Raw genomic sequence first — 25,601 nt, 5'->3', positions numbered from 1 at the left:
GCCCTCCCGCACCTCCTTGTTCTCCCGCGAAGGCGGGAGCGCAGTCTGGGTCCCCGCCTTCGCGGGGAAACAGGTCCTGATTAGAGGATCGACCCAGCCAGGATCAGCAGCATCTTGGTGTCGATCGCCACGCCAGCCTTCCGCTTCTCGGCCACGAACGCCGGCACGTCCGCCAGCGGCACCCGGTGCACGGTGATGTTCTCGTCGCCATCGCCGCCGCCATCGCTCACCTTCGTCAGCCCGGTGGCGCGGACCAGCGTGAAGCATTCCGACGTCATCCCCGGCGACGAATAGAACACCCCCAGGTCCTCGATCGCGTCCGCCCGGTAGCCGGTCTCTTCCTCCAGCTCGCGGCCGGCCGCCACCGCGACGCTCTCGCCCGCGGTTTCGTCACCGACCAGCCCGGCCGGCAGTTCGAGACAGGCGCGGCCCAGCGGCACGCGGAACTGCTCGACCAGGATCACGTCGCCGTCGTCGATCGCGATGATCACCGCCGCCGCGATCTCGCCCTGGCGCGCGGCGAATTCCCACGTGCCCTCGGTCTGCACGGTCAGGAATTTCCCGGCCCATACGGTCTTGCTCATAGTTCGATCAGCCTGTCCGGAAGTTCGTTCACCGGCGCACCGGTCCGCGGAAAATGCTCGGCCAGCACCGCGCCGATCTGCGCGACGGCATCCGCCATGCCGTCGGCGGGACGATCGTCGCGGACGCCGGCCAGCACCGCCGCCATCGCCGCACCCCAGGTTTCGTTCGGCACGCGCGAGTGGATCGCATCGTCGGCGATGATCTCCGCACGGTGCTCGGCGAGCGACAGGTACAGCAAGACGCCGGTGGAACCCTTGGTGCGCTTCTCGGCGCCCGCACGGAACAGGAGTAAAGCCCGCCGCCGCACCCGCCGCGCCTTGGTCGCGCCCGGCGTCAGCGCGAGTCGCGCCGGCGTCCATGCCAGCACCAGCCGCACCGCCAGAAACACCAAGGTCACCAGCACGAGCGCGACCACGTACAGCGCACCCTGCGGTGCCGCCTGCCAGGGATCGACCCGCGCGTAGATATGGTCCGCCGCGACCGGGTGGTACGCGAGCAGCGCCAGCGTCAGCAGCATCGCCAGCACGCCCCAGTGCATCGACACGTCGTGATACGCATCCGACTGCCGCGCGACGATCGTGACGATCTCGCCGGTCGTCGCGGTCTCCGCCTGGGTGACTGCCGCCGTAACGCGGTCGTGGTCGGTGTCGCTCAACCGCATGTCACCATCCCCCCGATGCGCCGCCGCCGCCGCCGGATCCACCGCCGCCGCCGCCAAAACCACCGCCGCTCCAGCCGCCACCACCGCTGTCGCCGCCACCACCCCAGCTTCCGCCGCCGCCACCACCGCCGCCACGGGTCATCGCGTCGGCGATGCTCCACAACACGATCGGCAAGGCGCCACTGCCGCCGCTCCGCCTGCCGCCATCGACGTAATGCTTGCCGCCCGCGCGCCGCGAGATCATCGGAATGACGATCGCCGCCAGTACGATCCCGAAGAAGATCAGCCCGATCGGCACGCCGCCGCCACCCGCGTTCGAGCGACGATGCGTCTTGTCATACTCCGCCGCCGCTGCGGTCACCTTCGCGCGCGCCTCCGCATCGGGCAGCGCGAGCTGGTCCGCCACGGCGTTCGTCCCCGCGACGATCCCGCCGGGGATGTCGCCCGCCTTGAAGCGCGGCAGGATCTGCTGGTTGATTACGACGCTGGAGAACGCATCGGTCAGCACCGGCTCCAGGCCATAACCGACCTCGATCCGCACCTTCCGGTCGTTCGGCGCGACCAGCAGGATCGCGCCGTTGTTCGCGTCCTTCAAACCGACTCCCCAGCTTCGGATCAGCCGATTGCCGTAATCCTCGATCGGATAGCCGTCGAGATCGGTCACGGTCGCGACCACCAGCTGGTTGCCGGTCGCCTTTTGCAGATCGTCGAGCCGCTTGGTCAGCGCCGCTTCCTGATCGGGCGGGATCACGTTTGCCGCATCGACGACGAAGCCGGTGAACTTGGGAAGCGCCTGTGCGGTCGCCGCGCTGCTACCGAGCAGCACCGCGAACGCCAGCGTCAGGAGATGGCGGAGCATGATGCCCCGATCAGCTCGCGTTGCCGAAGTTCACCGTCGGTGCGGTCTCGGCGCCGGGCGTGGTCGCCGCAAACGGCACCATCGGCTTGGCGCCGTAGAAGATCTTCGCGCCGACCGCGTCGGGGAAGGTGCGGATCTTGGTATTATACGCCTGCACCGCGCCGTTGTAGTCGCGCCGGGCGATCGTGATGCGGTTCTCGGTGCCCTCCAGCTGGCTCATCAGCGTGGTGTAGTTGCCCTGGCTCTTCAGCTCGGGATACGCCTCCTGCAAGCGCTGCAGCGACAGCCCGACGGCACCCTGGACGCGCTGATACTGCTCCATCTTCGCCGGATCGGAGAGATCGGCGGCCGAAACCTGCACCGAGTTCGCGGCGGAGCGTGCCTGCGTCACCTGGACGAGGATGTCCTTTTCCTGCGCGCCCGCCGCCTTCACGGTCGCGACGAGGTTGGGGATCAGGTCCGCGCGGCGCTGATAATTGTTCTGGACGTCCGCCCAGCGCGCCTTCGCGGTCTCTTCGGCTGTCGGAATGCTGTTGATCCCGCACCCGGCCAGCGCCGATGCGAGAAGGATCGCGGCGGTACCGCGGGCGATTGGGGCACGTGACATCGGGGCTCTCCTAAATACCTGTGTCACCCTCATAGGACAGTCCGCAGGGTTGGCGAAACCGAAATCGATGGTTAGCGTCGGTGGGGCAACAGAGGGGGGCGTAGATGCTCAAGGAATTCAAGGCGTTCATCATGCGCGGCAACGTGCTCGATCTCGCCATCGCGGTGATCATCGGCGCGGCATTCGGCAAGATCGTCACGTCGCTGACCGACGACGTGCTGATGCCGGTGATCGGCAAGATCTTCGGCGGGCTCGATTTCTCCAGCTATTTCTGGCGGATGGGGCCGGTGCCGGCGAACTACGCAGGTTCGCTCAGCGATTACGCGGCGTTGAAGAAGGCCGGCGTGCCGCTGCTCGGCTATGGCGCGTTCGCGACGCAGTTGGTCAATTTCGTGATCGTCGCGGGGATCATCTTCATGATCCTGCGTGTGGTGAACCGGACCGCGGCGCTGATCGAGCGCGAGACGGCAAGGTTGAAGCGCGAGGAAGAGGCGGTTGTCGTCGCACCTGCGCCGGAGCCGGTCGAGATCGCGCTGCTTCGCGAGATCCGCGACGAGCTGAAGGCGCGGGGGTGATCGCTTTGTCCCTCTCCCCGTCGGGGAGAGGGAGGGAGGAGCCGTAGGCGACGGAAGGGTGAGGGGCCTGAGGCTCGGAGCGTCACATCCCAACTCCCCCTCATCCGACGCTACCGCGCCACCTTCTCCCCGGGGGGAGAAGGATAGGGTTACGCGACCTGCTGTCCCTCTCCCCCTGTGCGGAGAGGGAGGGAGGAGCCGTAGGCGACGGAAGGGTGAGGGGCTTGAGGCTCGGGACGTTACATCCCAACTCCCCCTCATCCGACGCTGCCGCGCCACCTTCTCCCCCGAGGGAAGAAGGATAGGGTTACGCCGCTACCAGTTCCTCGGCGTTCGCATCCGCCAAGCTAGTCCCGTCCAGAATCCGCGCGGTCTCGTCCCGCACGCGCATCATCGCAAAGCGGATCGCGCAGTCTGCCTCGCTCTTGCAATCGAGGCATGGGCGGTACGCAGTCCGGCTTACGCACGGTACCAGGGCGAGCGGCCCCTCGATGATCCGGATGATCTCGCCGAGCGAGATCAGATGGCTCGGCCGCGACAGGCGGTACCCGCCCATCTTGCCGCGATGGCTGTGCAACAGGCCGGACTCGCGCAGGTCGGCGAGGATCAGCTCGAGGAATTTGCGGGGCACGTTCGCCTCGGCGGCGATGCGGGTCATCGGGATGGGAGGGCCACCGACGGGGGCGCCGCCAAGGAAGATCATCGCGCGGAGCGCGTAGCGGGAGCGCTGCGTCAACATAATGCAGGTTGCTATGCACGCGCTTTGTGGCGAGCGGAAGGCGGTTTGGCACGCTGTGTGCTGACCCATCGGAGATTTATCCGGGAGGGTGCTGCCATCGCGCCAGTCTTTTCATTCGGCCGGGCTTTTCAGATCGATGCGGCCCCCCCTATATCGCTGATGCCGTCGGGGGGAATCTTCTTTTGGCGGCTATGGCGATAAACCGTGGCGTGTCATAGACACAGCGGACCCGGGGGCAGTACCCGGCGACTCCACCACCGCCCTCTTCGAAAGAGGGGGACGATGACGGGGTCGAACTAGGATCGACGTGTGTTCAACGACGCTATGTTTCGCTCGGAATGGGACCACCGCAACGGCCCATACACAAGTGCCAACGATAACGAAGCACTCGCAATTGCCGCATAACTGACGGTCTAACGACCTAGGTTATACGGACGAAAGCGCGGTTCGGGCCACACCGGGCAACAGAAGTGGACACCGGCGGTACGGGGGGCACCGAGCAACAGAAGCTCCCCACTAACCCGACACTTGGTCTCATCACGCAGCTCCGATCAGGCAGCAAGGCGCTCGACCAGCCGCAGCACCGGCGGGCTCAATCCGAGCGGACCAACCAGCACGTTAGTCACGACCAGCACGCCGCCACCCCAGTAATAGCCCGGATGTATCTTCCCGCGTAGGCGCAGGTCGAAGATCATTGCCATGATGACGAACACCGCCATCGACGCGAACACCGCGAGCGGCGCGAACGGGCCGAGCAGCGGCATCGGCAGGATCCGCCCGAGCGCCGGCGACATGACCAGGATCGTGCCACACAACATCAGTCGCTTGTGCCACGCGGCCTGTTTCCGCAGCGCGATCGCCCAGGCGGTGAGGATACCGAAGCCGATCACACCCAGCACATCTAGCACGAGGAATATCCCAGGCGGAAAGAACGGCGGGACGCGGTGCTGCTGGATCGCTGCAACGGTGGTGACGATGCCCAGCACGACCATCGACGCTGCAATAACAGCGCCGAGTACGCCGAGTTGTCGATGCCAAGTGATCGATCCCCCGAACGACCAGCCAGTTCTGCACGACGTAGAGAATGATCCACGCCAGGAAGGCGGCGGCATGCAGATGAACTTGCAAGGGCAGTTCGAGAAACGTCCAGTTCATCCGCGCGGCATTCAGCGTGAACCCGAAGATCACCGTGACGGCGATCGCTATCGCCATGCCGAGGAAGAAGCGACGCTCGCTCGCGACGACAGTCCGTTGCGCAGGCCGTACACTATTTAACGATGCCATTGGACCGCCCCCCGCGAGTCGATGCTCAAGCGACGGACGATGGCCCTAATACTGATAACGGGCAATACTTATGACGAATGAGGACTGCCTAGACTAGTAGATGTAAGATCCTGAATACTCTTCCAGTCCGTAAACTGCTCAGAGTTGCAGAAGCTTGCTGAGTTGTGCGCCGGTATAGGGCTTCTGCACGAAACGCGCGGCCTTGGGCAACGCGTCAGTGGTGCCGTTGTCGGCGCCCGACGTGACCAGGATCGCAATATCGGGACGTTGCGCATGCACGGCATTGGCAAGGTCGATGCCGTTCAGGTCTCCGGGCATGCGGACATCGGTGAACAGCGCGGCGATATCGGGCCGCTCTTCGAGCTTCGCCAAGGCGTCGGCCGCGTTGCTGGCTTCGACGACTTCATAGCCGGCATCCTCCAGCGCGAGGTTGGAATGGACCCGGACGAGGGCATCGTCATCGACGACGAGAATAACGGACTTCGCAATGGCATTCATACCGGTTCGAACATCCGGCATGCCGCTCCGTTCCAATATAAGTCATGTTCTCAAGGCATAACGGGGCAAAGCGAGCCTGACATGAGAAAGGGGCCCGGTTTCCCGAGCCCCTTCCTCCTTCGCCGCTAGGCCGCAAAGGCTTAGTCGCGATCGCCGGTCAGGAACGCCGGCGCGAACTCCGGCGCCTTGTCGCCGTCGGTGCGTGCAGCGCGCTCGCCGCCGCCGTTTCCGCCGCCATCACGACGCGGACCACGGCCACCGCCGTTGCCGCCTGCGTCACGGCCGCCATCGCCGTCACGACGCGGGCCACGCGAGCCGCGGTCACCCCCATCACGACCGCCGCCGCCTTCGCCGCGGGGACCACGGCCACCGCCGCCGCCGCCGCCATTGCCGCCAGCATCACGACCACCATCGCCGTCACGACGCGGACCGCGCGGACCACGATCACCGCCTTCGCGGGGCTCGCGTGCAGGACGCGTGTCCTCCAGCTCTTCGCCGGTCGTCTGGTCGACGACGCGCATCGACAGGCGAACCTTGCCGCGCGGATCGATCTCGAGAACCTTGACCTTGACCTCCTGGCCTTCGGTCAGGGCGTCCGACACCTTCTCGACGCGCTCGTTCTTGATTTCGGACACGTGGACGAGACCGTCCTTGCCACCCATGAAGTTCACGAACGCCCCGAAATCGACCAGGTTGACGACCTTGCCGTCATAGACCTTGCCGACTTCGGCTTCCTCGACGAGGCCCTTGATCCACTTGATCGCGGCTTCGATCTGCGCGGGGTCGGACGACGACACCTTGATCACGCCCTCGTCGTCGATGTCGACCTTGGCGCCGGTCTGCGCGACGATCTCGCGGATCACCTTGCCGCCGGTGCCGATGACTTCACGGATCTTCGACTTGTCGATCTGGAAGCTCTCGATGCGCGGTGCGTGGGCGCTGAGTTCCTCACGGGTGTGGTCGAGTGCCTTGGCCATCTCGCCCAGGATGTGCGCGCGGCCTTCCTTGGCCTGCGCCAGTGCCTTGCCCATGATCTCTTCGGTGATGCCGGCGATCTTGATGTCCATCTGCATCGTGGTGATGCCCTCGGACGTGCCCGCGACCTTGAAGTCCATGTCGCCGAGGTGATCCTCGTCGCCGAGGATGTCGCTGAGAACCGCGAAGTTCTTGCCCTCGAGGATCAGGCCCATCGCGATGCCCGACACTGGACGCTTCAGCGGAACGCCTGCGTCCATCATGCTCAGCGAACCCCCGCAGACGGTCGCCATCGACGACGAGCCGTTGCTCTCGGTGATGTCCGACAGGACGCGGATCGTGTACGGGAACTCTTCCTTGGTCGGCAGCACCGGGTGCAGCGCGCGCCATGCGAGCTTGCCGTGACCGACCTCGCGACGACCCGGCGCACCGAAGCGACCGACTTCACCAACCGAATAGGGAGGGAAGTTGTAGTGCAGCATGAAGTTTTCGTACGACAGGCCGTTGAGGCCATCGATCATCTGCTCCGCATCGCGCGTGCCGAGCGTGGTGGTGCAGATCGACTGCGTCTCGCCGCGCGTGAACAGGGCCGAGCCATGCGTGCGCGGGAGGAAGTGGACCATCGCCTCGATCGGACGGATCTGCGTGGTGGTGCGGCCATCGATGCGGGTGCCGTCCTTGAGGATGGCGCCGCGGACGATCTCCGCCTCCAGCTTCTTCATCAGCTTGCCGGCTGCCATCTGGTCCTGCGGCGAGGCATCGGCGAATGCCGTCTTGCCCTTCGCACGAGCGGCGTTCAGCAGGTCCGAACGCTTGGACTTGTCGGTCACCTTGTAGGCGGCCGCGATGTCCTTGCCGATCAGCTTCTTCAGCTTGTCCTTGGCGGTCGAGAGGTCGGCCTGCTCGGCCATTTCCCAAGGATCCTTGGCAGCCATCTCGGCCAGATCGATGATCAGGTTCGCGGCTTCGCGGCAGGCCTTGTGGGCGAACTGCACGGCGCCGAGCATGATCTCTTCCGAGAGCTCCTTGGCTTCCGATTCGACCATCATCACGGCCTGGCCGGTGGCGGCGACGACGAGGTCGAGATCGCCAGCCTTGGCTTCCTCGAGAGTCGGGTTGAGGATGTACGCGCCATCGACATAGCCGACGCGTGCCGCGCCGATCGGGCCCATAAACGGTACGCCCGAGATCGTCAGGGCTGCGGAGGCCGCGACCATCGCGAGGACGTCCGGCTCGTTCTCGCCGTCATACGACAGAACCTGACAGATCACGTTGATCTCGTTGTAGAAACCCTCTGGGAAGAGGGGGACGGATCGGGCGATCGATGAGACGGCTGGTCAGCGTCTCCTTTTCGGTCGCGCCACGCTCACGCTTGAAGAAGCCGCCGGGAATGCGGCCGCTTGCGGAGAACTTCTCCTGGTAATGGACGGTGAGCGGGAAGAAATCCTGCCCTTCCTTGACGGTCCGTGCAGCCGTCACGGCGCACAGAACGACGGTCTCGCCGAGGGTGGCGAGCACTGCGCCATTGGCCTGGCGCGCAACGCGGCCGGTCTCGAGCGTCAGCGTCTTGCCGCCCCACTGGGCGCTTACGGTCTTGGTATCGAACATTCTTTTTTCCTTCACTCCGGTCGCCAGATGCGAACGGGGCCGTTGAGGTCTCCATGAAAGTAGTACTTTCATGGAAGCCTGGTGTGCGGGCTTAGCCGGCCCGCGGCGGTGTGGAGCGAGTTGTCGCTCCTTGCCAGTGCACCGAATTGTGTCCTGGCGTTTGCCTCCGCGCGAAATGCGCGGAATCAAAACCCTATATACGAAAACGGCCCCCCGAGGGGAGCCGTCTAAGTTACTTGCGGAGACCGAGCTTCGCGATCAGATCCAGATAGCGCTGGCCGTCCTTGTGACGGAGATAATCCAGCAGCGTCCGGCGCTTGTTGACCATCATGAGAAGACCACGACGCGAGTGGTTGTCCTTCTTGTGGCCCTTGAAATGCTCGGTCAGGTTCTTGATGCGCTCGGTCAGGATCGCGACCTGGACTTCCGGCGAACCGGTGTCACCCTCGGCGCGCGAATGCTCCTTGACGAGCTCGGTCTTGCGTTCAGCGGTAATCGTCATGAATTCATGTCCTCGACATCACAGATTGAAACCGCGAACGACCCGGACGTCTCCGTCCTCGACCTCGACCAGCGCGACCGGGACAGCGTCCAGTTCGGCGAAGTATTGGCCATCGTCTGCGGCGATCCCGGCCAAGATACGCCCCTGTCGGAGCGCCCCTGCCTGGTCGGGGGTGAGGGGAGAGAGCCGGGATGTCGTCCAGCGCCACCCTCAAGGGCAGAAGTACATCTTCAAGCGCGTTGCCTCTAGCGAGTTCGTCCAGTTTGTCCAGCGATATCGCGGATGTGAGGTCGAACGGACCGGCCTTGGTGCGGCGCAACATGGTGACGTGGCCGACGGTGCCGAGGGCGATCGCGATGTCGCGCGCGAGGGAGCGGATGTAGGTGCCCTTCGACACATGCGCGGTGAGAGTGACTTCCTCAAGGGGAGTATGGGGTAGGGGCGCATCCCGCAATTCCTCCCCGGCACGGGGAGGGGGGCCGCCGTCCACTTGGACGGGGGTGGAGGGGGACTCGCCAACAGCGGAACGCTCGCGGAAGCCCCCTCCACCAGCTGCGCTGGTCCCCCCTCCCCGTACCGGGGAGGATAGCGAATGAATCGTCACATCCCGGCTCGCGAGCACCACCTCATGCCCAGCCCGAGCCAGATCATAAGCCCGCTCGCCATCCACCTTCAGCGCGGAATACGCCGGCGGCACCTGTGAAATCGGCCCAGTAAACTGCGCGAGCACAGCCTCGACCGCCGCCAGAGTCGGCCGAACATGGGACGTAGCGATGCCCACGCCTTCAGCATCCAGCGTATCCGTCTGAACCCCGAACATCACCGTGAAATCATAGATCTTGTCGCTATCGAGCATCCGCCCGGCCAGCTTGGTCGCCTCCCCGACGGCAATCGGCAAAACCCCGGTAGCGAGGGGATCGAGCGTCCCCCCCATGCCCCACCTTGAACTTCCCATACCCGCCGCTCCGCAAGGCACGCTTCACCGCCGAAACGCCCTGCGTCGAGCCAAGCCCCAGCGGCTTGTCGAGAATGATCCAGCCATGCATGCGAATAAGTCCTAGAATTCAATTGAGGCGGGAGGGGCCACCCATCTACTCCGTCATCCTGACGAAAGTCAGGATCCAGAGCCATGTCCGCTGCGGTTCGTAACTCTGGATCCTGACTTTTGTCAGGATGACGAGGGTGGGTAAGGGGGCTACCCCAAAGCCTCGCAGAAATGCCGCCGACACAGCGCGACATAGCGATCGTTCCCGCCGATCTCGGTCTGCTGCCCCTCGGCGATCGCCCGCCCGTTCCCGTCGACCCGCAGGTTCATCGTAGCTTTCCGCCCACACCCGCAAACCGACTTGATCTCCACCAGCGAGTCCGCCAGCGCCAGCAACCGCGCCGACCCCGGAAACAGCGCCCCCCTGGAAATCGGTTCGCAATCCGTAAGCCAGCACCGGTATCCCGACCACATCACAGATATGCGCGAGCTGATCCACCTGCGCAGACGTCAGAAACTGCGCCTCGTCCACCAGCACGCACGAAATCGCGTCCTCGCCATGCTGCCGAACCACGCAGGCCCCGATATCCGTCCCCGCATCGAACGCGATCGCCGGCGCCTCCAGCCCGATCCGCGACGTGATCGTCCCCGCCGCGAACCGGTCGTCGATCGCGGCGGTAAACAGCATCGTCCGCATCCCCCGCTCACGATAGTTGAAGTCCGCCTGCAACAGGTTCGTCGACTTCCCCGCGTTCATCGAGGCGTAGTAGAAATACAGCTTGGCCATGGGGGGCAAAGAGCGGGAACGCGGGAGGATGTCCAGAGGAGCGGTGCACTATGGCTTGGAATTCCCAATGCCGCTGCCGCAAGACCACCTCTCACCACCCGCTGCCCAACCACCATCCGTTCGTCCTGAGTAGCTGCTGAGCTTGTCGAAGCGGCGTATCGAAGGATGGGTTGGAGCGGGGGACCTGTGCTTCGATACGAGCCCTCGATACGGCTCTTCGAGCCTACTCGGTCTCTACTCACCACGAACGGGGGGAGGGGGAAGGGCACGAGGAGCGCAGAAGGTTCGGAACGGGATAGGACGTAGGAGGCGCTTCATTCCAATCGCCGCAAAGCCCTTACTGACTGCAAGCGAGGTACTCGCAGCCCCTCAAAATCAATCTTCAGCTAGATCCCGCGCAACATGCGGATCCCGCAACAACTGGTCAATGTGCGTACCCTCGTCGAAGCTCTCGTCTGCGAGGAATTTCAGCTTGGCGGCATACCGCATCTGCACCCGGTTCGCGACTTCGCGCTGGAGGTAGGCGGTGTTGGTGCGGAGCGCCTTCAGCACCTTTTCCTCGTCCTTGCCGAGCAACGGCTTCACGAAGACGGTAGCGTGACGGAGGTCCGGCGACATGCGGACTTCGGTGATCGTCACGAGGTGCTTTTCAAGCACCGGATCGTGGACGTCGCCGCGTGCGAGGATGTCGGACAGCGCATGGCGCGCCTGCTCGCCGACTCGTAGCGAGCGGACGGCTTTTGCTTCTGGGGTATCGGTCTTCATCTTAAGCTCCCTCTCCCCCTCGGGGAGAGGGCGGGTGAGGGGCGCCGCATACGCCAGCGCCTGGGACAGCCCCTCACCCAACCCTCTCCCCGCAGGGGAGAGGGCTTTAGTAGTTACAAAGTACGTTCGCGCATCTCGACTTCGAACGTCTCGAGGACGTCGCCGGCCTTGATGTCGACGAAGTTCGACGTGAACGTCACGCCGCACTCAAGCCCCGCACGGACCTCGGCGACATCATCCTTGAAGCGACGCAGCGATGCGATTTCGCCCTGGTAGATGATGACGTCGTTGCGCGTGATACGTGCCTTGAGCGCCTTGCGGATGTTGCCCTCGGTGACGAGCAGACCCGCCGCCTTGCCGTGCTTGCCCGCCGAGAAGACCTCGCGGATATCGGCACGACCGACGACCGTCTCGAACGCTTCCGGCCCAAGCTCGCCTGCCATCCCGGCCCGGATCTCGTCGATCAGGTCGTAGATCACGTCGTAATATTTGAACGCGACCTTCTGGCGCTCAGCGATCTCGCGTGCCTTCGCGTTCGGACGAACGTTGAAGCCGATGATCGGTGCGCCCGATGCGGCCGCCAACGTGACGTCCGACTCGGTGATGCCGCCGACGCCCGAGCTCAGCACGCGCGCCTTGATCAGGTCGGTGGAGATCTTGTTGATCGCCCCGACGATCGCCTCGACCGTGCCCTGCGTATCCGCCTTCACGACCAGCGGATATTCGATCGCCTGCTTTTCCTTCAGCGCCGAGAACATGCTCTCGAGGCTGGCAGGAACCGATGCGGTCCGCTTGTCGGTCTTCACGCTGCGACGATATTCCGCGACTTCGCGGGCCCGTGCCTCGTTCTCGACGACCTGGAACGGATCGCCCGCCTGCGGAACACCCGACAGACCGAGCACCTCGACCGGCATCGCCGGACCCGCTTCCTTGATCTGCTTGCCCTTGTCGTCGACCAGCGCACGGACCTTGCCGCTCTCGCCACCGACCACGAAGATGTCGCCGACCCGCAGCGTACCGCGGTTGACGAGGATGGTTGCGACCGGACCACGGCCCTTGTCGAGCTTGGCCTCGATCACCGTACCCTCGGCCGCGCGATCCGGATTGGCGCGCAGTTCGAGCAGTTCGGCCTGGAGCTGGATCTTCTCGATCAACGCGTCGAGACCGATCTTCTTGGTCGCGGAGACTTCGACGTCCTGGACGTCGCCGCCCATGTCCTCGACCACGATCTCCTCGCTCAGTAGGCGCTCGCGCACCTTCTGGGCATTGGCGCCTTCCTTGTCGATCTTGTTGATCGCGACGATCATCGGCACGCCCGCCGCCTTGGTGTGGGCGATCGCCTCCACCGTCTGCGGCATGAGGCCGTCGTCCGCCGCCACCACCAGGATGACGATGTCGGTGACGTCCGCGCCACGCGCACGCATCTGCGTGAACGCCTCATGGCCTGGCGTGTCGAGGAAGGTGATCTTCGACTTGTCCTTCAGCGTAACCTGATACGCGCCGATATGCTGGGTGATGCCACCCGCTTCGCCGCGCACCACGTCGGTGCCGCGCAGGGCATCGAGCAGCGACGTCTTGCCGTGATCGACGTGGCCCATGATCGTGACGACCGGGGCACGTGGCTTCAGCGTCTCCTCGGCATCGTCGATCGTGTCGTTGGCCAGATCCTGGTCGACATCGCTGACACGCGTCAGGTTGTGGCCGAACTCGGTGACGAGCAACTCGGCGGTATCCTGGTCGATCGTCTGCGTCATCGTGACGGGCATGCCCATCTTGAACAGCGCCTTGACGAGGTCGGCGCCCTTCTCGGCCATGCGGTTGGCGAGTTCCTGCACCGTGATCGCCTCGGGGACGACGACGTCGCGGATCTGCTTGGCCTGCGCCTCGCGCGGACCACCGGTGCCACGACGCTCCTTCTCGCGGGCACGCTTCAGTGCGGCGAGCGAACGGGCGCGTGCACCATCACCATCGCCGAGCGCGCGGTTGACGGTGAGCTTGCCCGAGGTGCGACGATCGTCACCCTTGCGGTCACGCTGCTGCGGACGTGCTGGCACTGCGTCGCGACGGACGCCACCGGCCGGAGCATTGACACCGGTCGCGCCGGGACGCGCCGCGGTCGTGCCGGCATTCGCAGCCGTGGTCGGCGCTGCGGCAGCGGGTGCTGCGACAGGCTTTGGCGGCGGCGGGGGACGCTCGGGACGCGCCACCGGCGAGAACCGGCGTGGTGCCGGGAACGCCGGATCGCGAGTCAGTTCGATGACGGGTGGCGGTGCCGGCGGAGTAACGGGTGCCGGCGCAGGCTTGGGAGCCGGCGCCGGAGCAGCCACTACCGGAGCCGGCTTCGGTGCAGGCGCAGGTGCCGCGGCAACCGGAGCCGGCGCAGGAGTTGCAGCAACGGGGGCTTCGACCGGAGTCGGCGCAGGCGCTGGCGTGGGAGCCGCGACCGGAGCGGGAGCCGCTTCGACCCCACGGGCCGGTGCGGGCGCAGGGGCTTCGACGGGCTTCGGCGCCTTGGCCTCAGCCTCGGCACGCGCACGATCGGCGACGCGATTACGCTCGTCTTCGATCGCCTTGGCGCGCTCGGCTTCCTGGCGACGACGCCCTTCTTCCAGCGTGTTCATGCGCTGCTCTTCGGCCTCGCGGAGCAGCTTGGCCTGGCGCTCCTGCGGCGACAGATTGCTCTGCTGCTGACGCACGGGGGCAGGCGCAGGCTGCGGTGCGCGCGCCTGCGGTGCCGGGGCTGCGGGCGCAGCCGCCGGGGCGGGCGCGGCAACCGGTGCGGCATCCGCGACCTGCACGTCGGGCTCGCCCGGACGGCGCAGGACGCGCGCGCGCTTGGTTTCCACGATCACCGTATTCGATCGGCCGTGGCTGAAGCTCTGCTTCACCTGGCCGGTCTCGACCGTGCGCTTCACACCCAAAGGTGCGCGCATGCCAAGTTTCGGCTTCTCGTTGTCCGTGTCGCTCACTCAAATTCCTCAGTCATGTCCACGGCCGGGCGTGTTCCGGTCGATCCGGACGCCTGTTGTATCGGTGGCGCCCCATTTTGTGGTGACGCCGATGCGCCCTGCGAGGCCGTTTCGCAAGACACGGAAGAAGGTTCGGGGCCGATAAAATGCAGCCAACGGTCGAGCGCTTCGCTCACCCGCTTTGCTGCAGCGCGGTCGGTCAGGCCAATGTGTACCACATTTTCCCGCCCCAGCGCCAACGCCAATATGGTGCGTGACACAGGGAGTGCCAACCCCCGCAAACCCGAGCCTTCTTCATCGTTGCCGATGCGCCACGCCTGATCGAGCTTGCGGTTGCCGTCCTCGGCGGCGTCGGACGCGTGATACAGCGCCTTCAGCTTGCCCTGGCGCGCGTTCTGCTCGATCCGGTCGGAGCCGATCAGCACCGTCCCCGAGCGCGATTCGAGCCCGAGCCGGTCGAGCGCGTTACGCTCCAGCGCGGCTTCGATCTTGGCGGGAAGCTCGGGATCGATGGTGAACTCGCCGGTCTTGAACGCGCGTGCGAGCGCGCCCTTGAGCTTGCCCTTCTTGATCGCGGCTTCGAGCTCGACTCGCGTGACACCGATCCACGCGCCGCGGCCCGGAGCCTTGGCGCGCACGTCGGGAAGGATTTGGCCATCGGGCGACAACGCGAGTCGCACCAAATGCGGCCGCACATCGCGCTCGCCGGAAAGAATGCACTTGCGAACGGGCTCATTCCCCTCCCGCTCGCGGGAGGGGTCAGGGGGGGGGCTATCCGCAGGGGCGGCAGCCGTGGCTGCCCTCCCCGACCCCTCCCCGCGAGCGGGAGGGGAGTTTAACGGCGCAGTGTCATCGGGAGGGTTCCGCATGTGCGTCCTCCTGCGCCGGAGATTTGGGAGCGTCGCGCTCGACCAGCAGCTGGCCGCCCGCGCCGTAATTCTCGGTCGAGACCTCTTCGATCACGATCTGCACCGCAGCCGGGTTCTTCCCCAGCCGCTGCACGAGCGACTGGGTGACGTCGGCGACGATGCCGGACTTCTGGTCCTTGGTGGCGGACCCCGAGATGCGGATGCTGACGAAGGGCATCAGGCCTTGTCGCCCTCGCTCTTCGTGTCGGTCTTGTCCGCCGCGTCTTCAACCGAAGCGTCCTCGACCGAAGCGTCGTCCGCCGAAGAGTCCTCAGCCACGGCATCGTCGGCCGTCGGCTCTTCAGTTGCAGCCTCCTCGACCGCAGCGTGGTCAGCCGAAGCCTCTTCCACCGGAGTCTCGTCCGCCTCGACTTCGTCAGCCGAAGCCTCGGGAGCCTCGTCCTCGAACCAGTGCGCGCGAGCGGCCATAATGATCTCGTTGCCCTGCTCGTCGCTCAGGCCATATTCCGCGAGAATCCCGCCCTTGGGCTCAGGCCGCTTCGGCGCGTCCTCGTTGCGACGACGTGGCTCGACGCGCTTCTTCTCGACCAGCTCGTCGGTCGCGAGATCGGCGAGGTCGTCGAGCGTCTTGATGCCCGCCTTGCCGAGCGTGACCAGCATCGCCTCGTTGAGATACGGCATGCCAGCCAGCGCGTCCTCGACGCCGAGCGCGGTACGCTCTTCGCGGCTCGCCGCGTCGCGACGCTCCAAAGCCTCGGTCGCGCGGTTCTGCAACTCGCCCGCCAGATCCTCGTCGAAGCCCTCGATGCCGGCGATCTCTTCGACCTCGACATAGGCGACCTCTTCGAGGTTCGTGAACCCTTCGGCAACCAGCAGCTGCGCCAGCGTCTCGTCGACGTCGAGCTCCTTCTCGAACATCGCCGAACGCTCGACGAAGTCCTTCTGGCGCTTCTCCGACGCATCGGCCTCGGTGAGGATGTCGATCGCCTTGCCGGTCAGCTGCGACGCAAGCCGCACGTTCTGGCCACGACGTCCGATCGCCAGCGAAAGCTGATCATCGGGAACGACCACCTCGATGCGCTCTTCTTCCTCGTCGATCACGACGCGCGACACGGATGCCGGCTGCAACGCGTTGACGACGAAGGTCGCGATGTCGGGCGACCAGGGGATGATGTCGATCTTCTCGCCCTGCATTTCCTGCACGACGGCTTGGACGCGCGAGCCCTTCATGCCGACGCATGCGCCGACCGGATCGATGCTCGAATCATGCGAGATGACGCCGATCTTCGCGCGCGAACCCGGATCGCGGGCCGCGGCCTTGATCTCGATGATGCCGTCGTAGATCTCGGGCACTTCCTGCGCGAACAGCTTCTTCATGAAGTCGGGGTGCGCGCGGCTGAGGAAGATCTGCGGCCCGCGGTTCTCGCGGCGGACGTTGAGGATCAGCGAGCGGATGCGGTCGTTGACGCGCACCACTTCGCGGGGGATCTGCGCGTCGCGACGGATGACGCCCTCGGCGCGGCCCAGGTCGACGACGACATGGCCGAACTCGACGCGCTTGACGACGCCGGTGATGATCTCGCCGGCGCGGTCCTTATACTCTTCGAACTGGCGCTCGCGCTCGGCGTCGCGGACCTTCTGGAAGATGACCTGCTTGGCGGCCTGTGCGGCGATGCGGCCGAACTCGATCGGGGGCAAAGGATCGACGATGAAGTCGCCGAGTGCGGCGTCCTTCTGGAGCTTCTGTGCGCCCTTGACGTCGACCTGCTTGAAATAATCGTCGACCGCCTCGACCACTTCGACGACGCGCCACAAGCGCAGATCGCCGGTGTTCGGATCGAGCTTGGCGCGGATGTCGTTCTCGGCGCCGTAGCGCGAGCGGGCGGCGCGCTGGATCGCGTCCTCCATCGCCTCGATCACGATCGCCTTGTCGATCATCTTCTCCGACGCGACCGAATTCGCGATCGCGATCAGTTCCGCGCGGTTTGCGGTGACTGCCGTGGCCATCAATGCTGTCCTTCTTCGGTGTCGGCCTCGTGAGCATCGGGCTCATCGGTGGGCGTATCTTGATAGAAAACCTCGTCCGCGCCTTCGATCGAAAGCGGCGCGGTCGCGGCGATGAGACGGTCGGTCATGACGAGCTTGGCGTCGGCGACTTGGCTGAAGTCGATCGTCATGAGCTTGTGCTTGTTGACGTCGACGGTGATCTTCGTCCCCTCGACGCCCATCAGGTTACCCGAGATCTGCTTGCGGTCCTCGAACGGCTCGACCAGGCGAATGCGTGCCTCCTGGCCTTCCCAGTCTGCAAAGTCCTGGAGCCGGGTCAGAGGGCGATCGATACCGGGGCTCGACACCTCGAGACGATACGCGTCCTCGCCGACCGGATCCTTGCCCTCGGCTTCGAGCGCATCGAACTTGTCCGAGATCCGGCGCGACAGCTCGGCGCAATCCTCGATCACCAGCTGGCGGGTGTCGGGGCGCTCGGCCATCACCTGCAACGTCGGATCGGACTTGCCGCCCTGCATGCGCACGCGCACGAGGCTGAGGCCGAGCGCGGTCGCCTCGGGTTCGATCAGGTCGGTCAGCAGGGCGATATTCGCCATCGAAATTCCAAACAGGGCCAAAGCACAGGTGATTGCCGCCGCGGAGCAAGCCCCGCAGCCTCTTCATCTGGCGATGTAGAGAAGTGGTGCCTCTATACGCGGGGTGGCGCTGCTCCGCAAGCGGGAGCAACCTTCGTTTAGGACGCTGCGTTAGCGCAGGGATTTCCGGGAGAAGATCATGATTCGCAAAACGCTGTTCGCCACTGGGTTGCTGACAACCACGCTGCTCGCTTCGACCGCCTGTTCGGCACAACCGGCCGCGGCGGGCAAGCCGTTCAAGGAAACTGTAGTCGCCGATTTCGAATCGCCCTGGGCTATGACGTTCCTGCCCGACAAGCGCATGCTAGTAACCGAGAAGAAGGGCCAGATGCTGCTAGTCTCCGCGGACGGCAAGTCGCGCCAGACGGTCGCGACGCTCACGGTCGATTCGGCCGGGCAGGGCGGCTTGATGGACGTCGTCCTCGCCCCCGATTTCGCGACCAGCAACCGCGTGTATTTCAGCTATTCGACCGCAGGCGAGGGCGGCAAGGGCGTCGTCCTCGCGCGCGGCCGCCTGCGTCCGGATGGTGGTGGCGGCACGCGTCTCGGCGAGATCGAAGCGCTGTTCAGTGCGCGTCCGTTCGTGGAGGGCAACGGCCACTACTCCGGCCGCATCGCCTTCTCGCCCGACGGCAAATACCTGTTCTTCACCAACGGCGAGCGCCAGAAGTTCACCCCCTGCGCAGGACCCGAAGATGACGCTCGGCAAGGTGCTGCGCCTGACGCTCGACGGGAAACCCGCCCCCGGCAACCCGCTCGTGGCAAAGGGCTTTGCACCCGAAATCTGGAGCTACGGCCACCGCAACCTGCTTGGCATCGCGTTCGATGCGCAGGGCAATCTCTGGGAGCAGGAGATGGGCCCCAAGGGCGGCGACGAGGTCAATCTCATCAAGCCCGGCCTCAACTATGGCTGGCCCAACGCCTCGAACGGCAGCAATTACGACGGCTCGGATATCCCCGATCACAAGCCCGGCGATGGCTACGAACCTCCCAAGGTGTTCTGGAACCCGGTGATCTCGCCCGGCGGCCTGATGATCTATTCGGGCAGCATGTTCCCGGAGTGGAAGGGCGACGCGTTCATCGGCGGTCTGTCCTCGAAGTCCCTCGTCCGCGTCCACCTCACCGGTACCAACGCCGCCAAGGGCGACCAATGGGACATGGGGGCAAGAATCCGTGAAGTCGAACAAGGCCCCGACGGCGCGATCTGGGTCCTCGAAGACGGCGGCGACTCACAAGGCCGCCTGATCAAACTGACCGCGAAGTAACCTAAATTCCCCTCCCGCTTGCGGGAGGGGGTTAGGGGAGGGCGCGACGTACGTACTGGCGTCCGGTCTGTGAGGCACACCCCTCCCCGACCCCTCCCGCTAAGCGGAAGGGGGAGTAGAAGTGCGCTAATCCCGCACGATCAGGTAGTTCATCCGCGCAGCCGCAATCGGTTTGTCGCGCTCGTCCTGCCACGCGGTCGCCTCGACATTGGCCACCCGCGTGCCCAACCGAGTCACCACGCCCGCGGCCCGCGTAGGCTTGTCCCGACCACCCCGCATGAAATCGACGGTAACGTTGACCGGCTTGATCCGCCCGCCACCCTCGGCCTCCAGCGCATGCTGCAAAGCCGCGATCGCCGCCATCTCCAGCAACCCCGAGATCGCGCCGCCGTGCAAAAACCCCGGCCGCCCCAGCACGTCGTCGGCAAACGGCATCAGCAATACCGGCGGCGCGCCGTTCTCGGCTTCGACCGACACGCGGAGAATCTCCGCATAGGGCGGCAGGCCGATCGTCATGCCTCGATCCTCCTGTTGAGACCCATGCCGGCGACATCGCCCACCACCATGAACGTCCCCGCGACATGCGCGAGCGGATCGTTCGGGTCGCCGTCATGCGCCTGCCCGCGCACGAACGCGATCGAGCGCGTGATCCGGTAGCATTCACCGCGCCCGATCACCGTCTTTCCCGGAGTCGCCGGCCGCAGGTAATCGACCCGCAGGTCGAGCGTCGCGTGCGGCACGAACGCGTTGCGCTTGATCCAGATCGCGAGGCTCGTCGCCATGTCCATCATCGTGATGATCGGCCCCGACGCGATCACGCCGCTCGCGCGGTCGCCGATCAGCCGTTCGTCATACGGCAGCGAAAGCTCCGCCCAGTCGTCGCCATGCGCATGATAGCGCATCCCCAGCGCGGCGCCGTGCCCGCCGAACCCGCGCGTCGCAAACCATTGTGGATCAAAACCAGCCATTGCCCGCCTCTACACGCCGGGTGGCCGCGCGCAACATTGCGGGGGAGGGCGGGGCCGGTTAGCGTCCGCGCAAAGATCGAGAGGATCGCCAGAATGAACGACCGGGTCACGATTACCGTCGCCGAGGGCATCGCCGACGTCCGCCTCGCGCGCGCCGACAAGATGAACGCGATCGACCCGGCGATGTTCGAGGGCATCGCCGCCGCGATCGACCGACTCAAGGGGATGACCGAAGTCCGCTGCGTCGTCCTCTCCGGCGAAGGCAAGGCGTTCTGCGCTGGCCTCGACATGGCATCGATGGCGAACGGTGGCTCCGGGTTGGCGCTCGGCGACCGGACCGAGGAGGGTGCCAACCTCGTCCAGCAGGTCGCCTGGGGCTGGCGGACCTTGCCGATGCCGGTGATCGCCGCCGTCCACGGCGTCGCGTTCGGCGGCGGCTTCCAGATCATGTCGGGCGCCGACATCCGCATCGCTCACCCGAGGGCCCGCTTCGCAATCCGCGAAACCTACTGGGGCTTGGTCCCCGACATGGCCGGCATCGCGCTTTGGCGCACGCTCGCCCGCGACGACGTGCTGCGGGAACTCACCTACACCGCCCGCGAGTTCGATGGCGCGGAAGCGCTGCGGCACGGCTTCGTCACGCGCCTGTCCGAAGACCCGCTCGGCGAGGCGATGATGCTCGCCCGCGAGATCGCGGCGAGGAACCCCCCACGCGATCCGCGGGTCGAAAGCGCTCTATAACCTCGCGGCGGATGCGGACGCGGCGGCAGTGCTGCACGCGGAAACCGAAGAGCAACTCAAGGTCATCCGCACGCCGAACCAAGTAGAACAGGTGCGGGCCAACATGGAAAAGCGGGCGGCAGTGTTCGCGGACTGAGCCCACCCTTCCGTCAGGGTGACGAGAGAAGGGCGACGTTCAACCCTACTTCTACCCCCGGCGAAGGCCGGGGCCCAGTTGGAAAGGTCGTTGTAACGGAGCGCTGTCTTACGCCATCAGCGTCCCCCAACTGGGCCCCGGCCTCCGCCGGGGTGGCGAATGTGTAGCGTGGATGCGTCTACTTCACCTTGTCATACGGCGTGAAATCCCGGAACCGGCAATACCCAGACGGAATTGACATACCGACCGACACCGTCCGGAACCGATCGTTTCGGCACAATTGCCCGCCGTAAACATCGACAATCAACGTATCCAATGGCCGCAACGAAGGACACTCGCCGACCGGCCCCGTCTTCCAGATCCGCTTGCCCGACTGCCGATACAGGATCGTCTGCGAGTCGACGATTTCAGGCCCATTGAGCTGCTGAAGGTCGATGCACCGCACCGGCGCCCCCGCAACCCGGCCCTCCAGCGGGTCGGACTTGCCAGCCCCGAGCACCCCCCACCATCAGCAGCGCCACCGCCGCGAGAACCGCCCCGCGCATCACGGCTTCCGATACGGGACGAAGTCGCCGAAGCTGCAACTCCCGGTCGGGAAGCGCGAGGCCTGGTCGAACGTCTGCGCAATGTCGCCGCGGCACAGCTGCCCGCTTGGCGTCCGCGTCACGAGGATATCGCCGCGCGCGATCCCCTCGCACCCGCCGACGGTATCGCTGCGGTACACGAGCCCGCTATTCACCCGGTACAGGATCGTCGCGCCGTAACCCGAACTCTGCTTCTGCGGGAACTGGCTGATGCACGACTCGGGCTTGCCCGGCACGAGCCCAGCGAGTTCCTTCGCCAGCTTCTCCTGCACGCCCGCCTCGCGGACCTGCGCGCGCTCGACTTCCGCCTGGGTCTGCGTACACGTACCCAGCATCAGCGCCGGCAGCATCAAGAGTGGCAGGGTCCGCATACGCATCGCAACGCTCCTCAAAATCCCATCGCCCTTATACGCGCTTCACCCGCGAAACGCATCCTTGGCCGCACGATATCCCGCAAGCTGCTCGACCGACGTCGCCCGCAGGAACGGATTGGTCGCCCGCTCGCGCCCGATCGTCGTCGGCACGGTCGGCTCGCCCTTCGCCCGCGCCGCATCGACCTCGATCATTCGCGCGACGATGTCGGCATTGTCCGGCTCGGCGACCAGCGCATAGCGCCCGTTGCTCTGCGTATATTCATGCCCGCAGAACACCTCGGTCTCGTCCGACAGCGTCGCATAGCGCTGCATGTTCGCGAACATGTCTGCCGGCGTGCCCTCGAACAGCCGCCCACAGCCCATCGCGAACAGCGTGTCGCCGGTGAAGATCGCCGCATCGTCGGCGAAGTGGAACGCGATATGCCCCTGCGTATGCCCCGGCACCGTCATCACACTCGCCTCGTGTACACCAAGACGGACGACATCGCCTTCGCCGACCTGCTCGTCGAGCGTCGGGATCTTGTCCGCCTCCGCCGCCGGCCCGACGACGGTCGCACCATACGCCTTCATCTCGGCATTGCCGCCGGTATGATCGGGATGCCAGTGCGTCGTCCACACCCGGTCGATGCGCCAGTCGCGCTTCTTCGCGGCGGCGATCACCGGCCCCGCCTCGCCCGGATCGACCACCACCGTCTCGCCTGAGACGGTGTCGTGGATCAGCCAGGCGTAGTTGTCAGCCAGCACCGGAACGCGGACGATATCGAGCATCAGCGTGTCACCACTTGCCGGTGTTGGGCATCGACGCCCATGGCTCGGCGGGATCGAGCGCGCCGTCCGCCTGCAACAGCTCGATCGAGATGTTGTCGGGCGTCCGCACGAACGCCATGTGGCCGTCGCGCGGCGGCCGGTTGATCGTCACGCCCGAATCCATCAGCCGCTGGCACGTGTCGTAGATATTGTCGACGCGGTAGGCGAGGTGACCGAAATTGCGGCCCTCGCCATACTCCTCCGGATCCCAATTGTGCGTCAGTTCGACTTCCGCGCCCTCGTCGCCGGGGACCGACAGGAAGATGAGCGTGAACCGCCCCTTCTCGTTCTCCATCCGGCGGACCTCCTTCAGCCCCAGCGTCTCGAAGAACGCGATCGTCTTCGCCGGGTCGGTCACGCGGATCATCGTGTGGAGGTATTTCATGCTTGCTCCGAGGGTTGTTCGGACCAGCAGATAGGGACGGGGGCGGTGGCGTGAAAGGGTACGACCGACCGGCGGCGCCCTATTCCTCCGACCGGATCAGCACCGCCTCGCCGATGAAGAAGAACAGCAGGAACGGCGCCCACGCGGCGAGGAACGGCGGGTAGGCGCCGAGATTGCCCATCGCGAGCGCGAAATTGTCCGCGACGAAGAACGCGAAACCGAGCCCCATGCCGATCACGGCGCGCACGAACAGCTTGCCCGATCGCGCGATCCCGAACGCTGCGACCGCGCCGAGCAACGGCATCAGCACCGACGACAGCGGCCCCGACAGCTTGTGCCACAACGATCCTTCGAGCGCCTTGGTCGGCCGCCCCGCGTCGGACAAGTCGGCGATCGCCGCCTTCAGCGCGCCGAACGACAGTCCGTCCGCATCGACGCTCGCCAGCGTGAACTGGTCCGGCCGCACGTCCTTCGCGATCACCACCGCGCCCAAGGGGCGGACGTTGCCGCTCTTCACGTCGAACCGGGTCGCAGGGCTTACCTCCCAGCCGCTCGCGACGCGCCTGCCATGATCCGCCCGCAGGATCGCGACGAGGTTGCCGCCGGTGCGATCATACAGCGTGATGCCGCCAAGCCGCGTCGCGTCGCCGCGCCCGCGGATCTGCGCGACCTCGATCAGGTCGTCGCCGTCGCGCACCCACACGTTCGCGCGGTCGCCGCGATCGATCGGCAGCTTGCCGTAATTCACTTTCTGCCACTGGTTCAGCGTCGCCGTCGCGCGCGCCACTACGCGGTCGTTGAACACGAAGCTGATCACCGCGACACCGAGGCTCGCGACCAGCAACGGCGCCAGTACCTGGTGCGCGGACAGGCCGGAGCCCTTCAGCGCGACGATCTCGCTGTTCTGGTTCATCGTGATCAGCGTCAGGATGGTGCCGAGCAGGACCGAGAACGGCAGGAACCGCGAGACGATCTGCGGCGCGCGCAGCGACACATATTGCCAGACCTGCGCATCGCCATTGCCGGGAAAGGCGAGGATGTCGCCGGAGTTGCTCAGCAGGTCGAGCGCCTGGAGCACCAGCACGAGCGCGGCGAGCACCGCGAACGTCCGCACCAGGAACATCCGTCCCATGTAGATCGCGACCGTCCGCGACGGGAAGAAGCTGACGATGTTCATGCGGCCTTGCTCTTACGGAAGCCCGGGATACGCTTGGTGATCGCCTTGAACGTCTTCGAGAAGACACGTTCGAGCGCACCGATCGGTTGCCCGCCGGGGACATAGGCGATCGTGTAGTACATCCACAGGATCAGCCCGGCGAAGATCGTGAACGGCACCCACAGCGCGATGATTGGATCGATCCGCCCGAGTTCGCCGACGTCCGCCGCGTATTGGTTCACCTTGTGATAGGTGACGATCATCACGATCGACAGGAACACGCCGAGCGCGGACGAGGATCGCTTGGGCGGCACGCCGAGCGCGAGCGCGAGCAGCGGCAACAGGAACATCGTCGCGACCTCGGCAAGCCGGAAATGGAACTCCGACCGGCTGCCGTCGCGCTGCTCCAGCGTCGCGCCGCGCTGACCCTGCTTGGCGAGTTCAGGCAGCGTATATTCGAGATTGCGCCCCCCGCGACTGCGGAAGCTTTCGAACTTGGGCAGGTTGATGGGCAGATCGTGGCTGCTGAAGGTCAGCACGCGCGGCGTCTTGAACTCGGGCCGGTTGTGGATCAGCGTGCCGTTCGCAAGGCGGAAGATGATGACGTTGGGATCGTCGGTCGCGAGGAACTTGCCCTTCTCCGCGGTCACCCCCAGCCAGTCGCCATTCTGGCTCGACGCATGGACGAAGATCCCGGACAGCTCGCGGCCCTTGTCCTTGCTCTCCTCGATCCGCAGCGTCATGCGGTCGCCGAGATTGGTGAACTCGCCGACCTTGATCGACGCGCCGAGCGCACCCGTGCGCAGCTCGAACCGCAGGCCTTCGTAATAATAGCGCGCGATCGGCTGAACATAGCCGACGATCGCAAGGTTCAGCAGCGCCAGTGCGATCGTATACATGTACGGCACGCGCAGCAGCCGGTTGTAGCTCATGCCGACGCCGCGCAGGACGTCCAGCTCCGACGAGGTCGACAGCCGGCGGAACGCGAGCAGAATGCCGAGCATCAGCCCGATCGGGATACCGAGCCCCAAATATTCGGGCAGCAAATTGGCGAGCATTCGCCACACGACGCTGATCGGCCCGCCTTGCGTCGCGACGAAATTGAACAGCCCGAGCATGCGATCGAGCACGAACAGCATGACGGCGATCAGCAGCGTCGAAAAGAGCGGCACCGCGATCAGCCGGGCCATGTAGCGGTCGATGGATTTCATGCGCGGGTTGGGCTCGGTATGCTGGGTCGCGCGGGTATAGGGGCGCCGGGGCGAGGCGTCATCC

General features: G+C 65.5%; 24 protein-coding genes, 1 other RNA gene and 5 pseudogenes. 5 read left to right on the top strand and 25 right to left on the bottom strand.

The annotated features are described in order from the left end of the window. Nucleotides 1–80: 80 nt before the first annotated feature. The 4 genes from NHF48_RS11540 to NHF48_RS11525 are packed head-to-tail and all read right to left on the bottom strand — an operon-like array spanning nt 81 to nt 2,712. A complete protein-coding gene (locus NHF48_RS11540; protein WP_060526564.1) occupies nt 81–584 on the bottom strand; it encodes an NUDIX hydrolase in 504 nt (167 codons plus the stop codon). Next, on the bottom strand, nt 581–1,246 hold the full coding sequence (locus NHF48_RS11535; RefSeq protein WP_253071195.1) for a TPM domain-containing protein: 666 nt from the start codon (nt 1,244–1,246) through the stop codon (nt 581–583). Before NHF48_RS11535 ends, NHF48_RS11540 begins: the two co-directional genes overlap by 4 nt. A gap of 1 nt (nt 1,247) precedes the next feature. Then, nucleotides 1,248–2,105, bottom strand: a complete 858-nt coding sequence (locus NHF48_RS11530; protein ID WP_253071194.1) for a TPM domain-containing protein — start codon at nt 2,103–2,105, stop codon at nt 1,248–1,250. Nucleotides 2,106–2,115: 10 nt separating this feature from the next. Next, a complete protein-coding gene (locus NHF48_RS11525; RefSeq protein ID WP_093398783.1) occupies nt 2,116–2,712 on the bottom strand; it encodes a LemA family protein in 597 nt (198 codons plus the stop codon). 104 nt (nt 2,713–2,816) lie between these two features. Here NHF48_RS11525 and mscL point away from each other — a divergent pair, with 104 nt between their 5' ends. Then, entirely contained in the window at nt 2,817–3,287 is a 471-nt protein-coding gene (mscL, locus tag NHF48_RS11520; RefSeq protein WP_056065888.1) for a large conductance mechanosensitive channel protein MscL, read from the top strand. A 307-nt stretch (nt 3,288–3,594) separates the two neighbouring features. On the opposite strand, the gene NHF48_RS11515 is transcribed toward mscL, so the two are convergent. Continuing rightward, nucleotides 3,595–4,026, bottom strand: coding sequence for an RrF2 family transcriptional regulator (locus NHF48_RS11515; RefSeq protein ID WP_056065892.1), 432 nt, complete (start codon nt 4,024–4,026; stop codon nt 3,595–3,597). A gap of 122 nt (nt 4,027–4,148) precedes the next feature. On the opposite strand from NHF48_RS11515, the gene ssrA reads away from it, so the two are divergent. Then, nucleotides 4,149–4,505: a transfer-messenger RNA gene (gene ssrA / locus NHF48_RS11510) on the top strand. 72 nt (nt 4,506–4,577) lie between these two features. Here ssrA and NHF48_RS11505 read toward each other — a convergent pair. Continuing rightward, entirely contained in the window at nt 4,578–5,018 is a 441-nt protein-coding gene (locus tag NHF48_RS11505) for a hypothetical protein (protein ID WP_253071193.1), read from the bottom strand. A gap of 46 nt (nt 5,019–5,064) precedes the next feature. Here NHF48_RS11505 and NHF48_RS11500 point away from each other — a divergent pair, with 46 nt between their 5' ends. Then, complete coding sequence (locus NHF48_RS11500; RefSeq protein WP_253071192.1) at nt 5,065–5,301, top strand: hypothetical protein; 237 nt, start codon at nt 5,065–5,067, stop codon at nt 5,299–5,301. Between the two features lie 147 nt (nt 5,302–5,448). Here the strand turns inward: NHF48_RS11500 and NHF48_RS11495 are convergent, their stop codons facing one another. From NHF48_RS11495 to rimP, 11 genes and pseudogenes are all read right to left on the bottom strand, one after another. Beyond that, nucleotides 5,449–5,844 (bottom strand): response regulator, encoded by a 396-nt coding sequence (locus NHF48_RS11495; protein WP_253071191.1) that lies wholly within the window; start codon nt 5,842–5,844, stop codon nt 5,449–5,451. A 104-nt stretch (nt 5,845–5,948) separates the two neighbouring features. Continuing rightward, nucleotides 5,949–8,391, bottom strand: a pseudogene (gene pnp, locus NHF48_RS11490) (polyribonucleotide nucleotidyltransferase). A 232-nt stretch (nt 8,392–8,623) separates the two neighbouring features. Next, nucleotides 8,624–8,893 (bottom strand): 30S ribosomal protein S15, encoded by a 270-nt coding sequence (gene rpsO / locus NHF48_RS11485; protein ID WP_055881152.1) that lies wholly within the window; start codon nt 8,891–8,893, stop codon nt 8,624–8,626. 18 nt (nt 8,894–8,911) lie between these two features. Then, nucleotides 8,912–9,939: pseudogene (truB, locus tag NHF48_RS11480) on the bottom strand (tRNA pseudouridine(55) synthase TruB). Between the two features lie 149 nt (nt 9,940–10,088). Continuing rightward, a pseudogene (locus tag NHF48_RS11475) lies at nt 10,089–10,665 on the bottom strand (thymidine kinase). Nucleotides 10,666–11,040: 375 nt separating this feature from the next. Next, on the bottom strand, nt 11,041–11,430 hold the full coding sequence (gene rbfA, locus NHF48_RS11470) for a 30S ribosome-binding factor RbfA (RefSeq protein ID WP_107954753.1): 390 nt from the start codon (nt 11,428–11,430) through the stop codon (nt 11,041–11,043). A 113-nt stretch (nt 11,431–11,543) separates the two neighbouring features. Next, nucleotides 11,544–14,399 carry a translation initiation factor IF-2 gene (gene infB, locus NHF48_RS11465; protein WP_253071190.1) on the bottom strand — a complete coding sequence of 952 codons (2,856 nt, stop codon included), beginning with the start codon at nt 14,397–14,399 and terminating at the stop codon, nt 11,544–11,546. Continuing rightward, entirely contained in the window at nt 14,396–15,094 is a 699-nt protein-coding gene (locus NHF48_RS11460; protein WP_446741148.1) for a DUF448 domain-containing protein, read from the bottom strand. Before NHF48_RS11460 ends, infB begins: the two co-directional genes overlap by 4 nt. A gap of 154 nt (nt 15,095–15,248) precedes the next feature. Then, the gene (locus NHF48_RS11455; RefSeq protein ID WP_253071189.1) at nt 15,249–15,485 is read right to left on the bottom strand and encodes a tautomerase family protein; all 237 of its coding nucleotides are present in this window, start codon (nt 15,483–15,485) and stop codon (nt 15,249–15,251) included. Further along, nucleotides 15,485–17,275, bottom strand: a complete 1,791-nt coding sequence (gene nusA / locus NHF48_RS11450; protein ID WP_253071188.1) for a transcription termination factor NusA — start codon at nt 17,273–17,275, stop codon at nt 15,485–15,487. The genes NHF48_RS11455 and nusA overlap by 1 nt, the downstream gene beginning before the upstream one ends. Next, a complete protein-coding gene (gene rimP / locus NHF48_RS11445; RefSeq protein WP_056051561.1) occupies nt 17,275–17,871 on the bottom strand; it encodes a ribosome maturation protein RimP in 597 nt (198 codons plus the stop codon). The genes nusA and rimP overlap by 1 nt, the downstream gene beginning before the upstream one ends. A 178-nt stretch (nt 17,872–18,049) precedes the next feature. Between rimP and NHF48_RS11440 the strand changes: the two are divergent. Further along, nucleotides 18,050–19,175 (top strand): annotated as a pseudogene (locus NHF48_RS11440) (PQQ-dependent sugar dehydrogenase). A 126-nt stretch (nt 19,176–19,301) separates the two neighbouring features. On the opposite strand, the gene NHF48_RS11435 reads toward NHF48_RS11440, so the two are convergent. Both NHF48_RS11435 and NHF48_RS11430 read right to left on the bottom strand, forming a co-directional pair. After that, the gene (locus NHF48_RS11435) at nt 19,302–19,691 is read right to left on the bottom strand and encodes a PaaI family thioesterase (RefSeq protein ID WP_253071187.1); all 390 of its coding nucleotides are present in this window, start codon (nt 19,689–19,691) and stop codon (nt 19,302–19,304) included. Next, the gene (locus NHF48_RS11430) at nt 19,688–20,143 is read right to left on the bottom strand and encodes a PaaI family thioesterase (RefSeq protein WP_253071186.1); all 456 of its coding nucleotides are present in this window, start codon (nt 20,141–20,143) and stop codon (nt 19,688–19,690) included. Before NHF48_RS11430 ends, NHF48_RS11435 begins: the two co-directional genes overlap by 4 nt. 93 nt (nt 20,144–20,236) lie before the next feature. Here NHF48_RS11430 and NHF48_RS11425 point away from each other — a divergent pair. Continuing rightward, nucleotides 20,237–21,020, top strand: a pseudogene (locus NHF48_RS11425) (crotonase/enoyl-CoA hydratase family protein). A gap of 178 nt (nt 21,021–21,198) precedes the next feature. On the opposite strand, the gene NHF48_RS11420 reads toward NHF48_RS11425, so the two are convergent. From NHF48_RS11420 to lptF, 6 genes are all read right to left on the bottom strand, one after another. Next, nucleotides 21,199–21,519 (bottom strand): hypothetical protein, encoded by a 321-nt coding sequence (locus NHF48_RS11420; RefSeq protein WP_253071185.1) that lies wholly within the window; start codon nt 21,517–21,519, stop codon nt 21,199–21,201. A gap of 45 nt (nt 21,520–21,564) precedes the next feature. After that, complete coding sequence (locus NHF48_RS11415) at nt 21,565–21,981, bottom strand: hypothetical protein (RefSeq protein WP_253071184.1); 417 nt, start codon at nt 21,979–21,981, stop codon at nt 21,565–21,567. A 39-nt stretch (nt 21,982–22,020) separates the two neighbouring features. Beyond that, a complete protein-coding gene (gloB, locus tag NHF48_RS11410; protein ID WP_253071183.1) occupies nt 22,021–22,746 on the bottom strand; it encodes a hydroxyacylglutathione hydrolase in 726 nt (241 codons plus the stop codon). A 7-nt stretch (nt 22,747–22,753) separates the two neighbouring features. Further along, nucleotides 22,754–23,170 (bottom strand): VOC family protein, encoded by a 417-nt coding sequence (locus NHF48_RS11405; protein WP_093398802.1) that lies wholly within the window; start codon nt 23,168–23,170, stop codon nt 22,754–22,756. Between the two features lie 79 nt (nt 23,171–23,249). Next, the gene (lptG, locus tag NHF48_RS11400) at nt 23,250–24,347 is read right to left on the bottom strand and encodes an LPS export ABC transporter permease LptG (RefSeq protein WP_056489568.1); all 1,098 of its coding nucleotides are present in this window, start codon (nt 24,345–24,347) and stop codon (nt 23,250–23,252) included. Further along, a complete protein-coding gene (gene lptF / locus NHF48_RS11395) occupies nt 24,344–25,537 on the bottom strand; it encodes an LPS export ABC transporter permease LptF (protein ID WP_175518216.1) in 1,194 nt (397 codons plus the stop codon). The genes lptG and lptF overlap by 4 nt, the downstream gene beginning before the upstream one ends. Between the last annotated feature and the right edge of the window lie 64 nt (nt 25,538–25,601).

The organism is Sphingomonas sp. H160509 (assembly GCF_024124765.2).
Taxonomy (GTDB): Bacteria; Pseudomonadota; Alphaproteobacteria; order Sphingomonadales; family Sphingomonadaceae; genus Sphingomonas.
The sequence above is the reverse complement of the archived record's forward strand: the minus strand, read 5'-3'. Positions and strand labels throughout refer to the sequence as shown.

Bases quoted from the DNA above. Each gene is read 5' to 3' on its own strand.
- NHF48_RS11515 (WP_056065892.1), bottom strand. From the start codon at position 4,026: ATGTTGACGCAGCGCTCCCGCTACGCGCTCCGCGCGATGATCTTCCTT.
- NHF48_RS11540 (WP_060526564.1), bottom strand. From the start codon at position 584: ATGAGCAAGACCGTATGGGCCGGGAAATTCCTGACCGTGCAGACCGAG.
- nusA (WP_253071188.1), bottom strand. From the start codon at position 17,275: ATGGCCACGGCAGTCACCGCAAACCGCGCGGAACTGATCGCGATCGCG.
- NHF48_RS11405 (WP_093398802.1), bottom strand. From the start codon at position 23,170: ATGAAATACCTCCACACGATGATCCGCGTGACCGACCCGGCGAAGACG.
- rbfA (WP_107954753.1), bottom strand. From the start codon at position 11,430: ATGAAGACCGATACCCCAGAAGCAAAAGCCGTCCGCTCGCTACGAGTC.
- gloB (WP_253071183.1), bottom strand. From the start codon at position 22,746: ATGCTCGATATCGTCCGCGTTCCGGTGCTGGCTGACAACTACGCCTGG.
- NHF48_RS11430 (WP_253071186.1), bottom strand. From the start codon at position 20,143: ATGGCTGGTTTTGATCCACAATGGTTTGCGACGCGCGGGTTCGGCGGG.
- NHF48_RS11415 (WP_253071184.1), bottom strand. From the start codon at position 21,981: ATGCGTATGCGGACCCTGCCACTCTTGATGCTGCCGGCGCTGATGCTG.
- NHF48_RS11505 (WP_253071193.1), bottom strand. From the start codon at position 5,018: ATGGTCGTGCTGGGCATCGTCACCACCGTTGCAGCGATCCAGCAGCAC.
- lptF (WP_175518216.1), bottom strand. From the start codon at position 25,537: ATGAAATCCATCGACCGCTACATGGCCCGGCTGATCGCGGTGCCGCTC.
- rimP (WP_056051561.1), bottom strand. From the start codon at position 17,871: ATGGCGAATATCGCCCTGCTGACCGACCTGATCGAACCCGAGGCGACC.
- lptG (WP_056489568.1), bottom strand. From the start codon at position 24,347: ATGAACATCGTCAGCTTCTTCCCGTCGCGGACGGTCGCGATCTACATG.
- NHF48_RS11435 (WP_253071187.1), bottom strand. From the start codon at position 19,691: ATGACGATCGGCCTGCCGCCCTATGCGGAGATTCTCCGCGTGTCGGTC.
- NHF48_RS11455 (WP_253071189.1), bottom strand. From the start codon at position 15,485: ATGCCCTTCGTCAGCATCCGCATCTCGGGGTCCGCCACCAAGGACCAG.
- NHF48_RS11535 (WP_253071195.1), bottom strand. From the start codon at position 1,246: ATGCGGTTGAGCGACACCGACCACGACCGCGTTACGGCGGCAGTCACC.
- rpsO (WP_055881152.1), bottom strand. From the start codon at position 8,893: ATGACGATTACCGCTGAACGCAAGACCGAGCTCGTCAAGGAGCATTCG.
- NHF48_RS11525 (WP_093398783.1), bottom strand. From the start codon at position 2,712: ATGTCACGTGCCCCAATCGCCCGCGGTACCGCCGCGATCCTTCTCGCA.
- mscL (WP_056065888.1), top strand. From the start codon at position 2,817: ATGCTCAAGGAATTCAAGGCGTTCATCATGCGCGGCAACGTGCTCGAT.
- NHF48_RS11530 (WP_253071194.1), bottom strand. From the start codon at position 2,105: ATGCTCCGCCATCTCCTGACGCTGGCGTTCGCGGTGCTGCTCGGTAGC.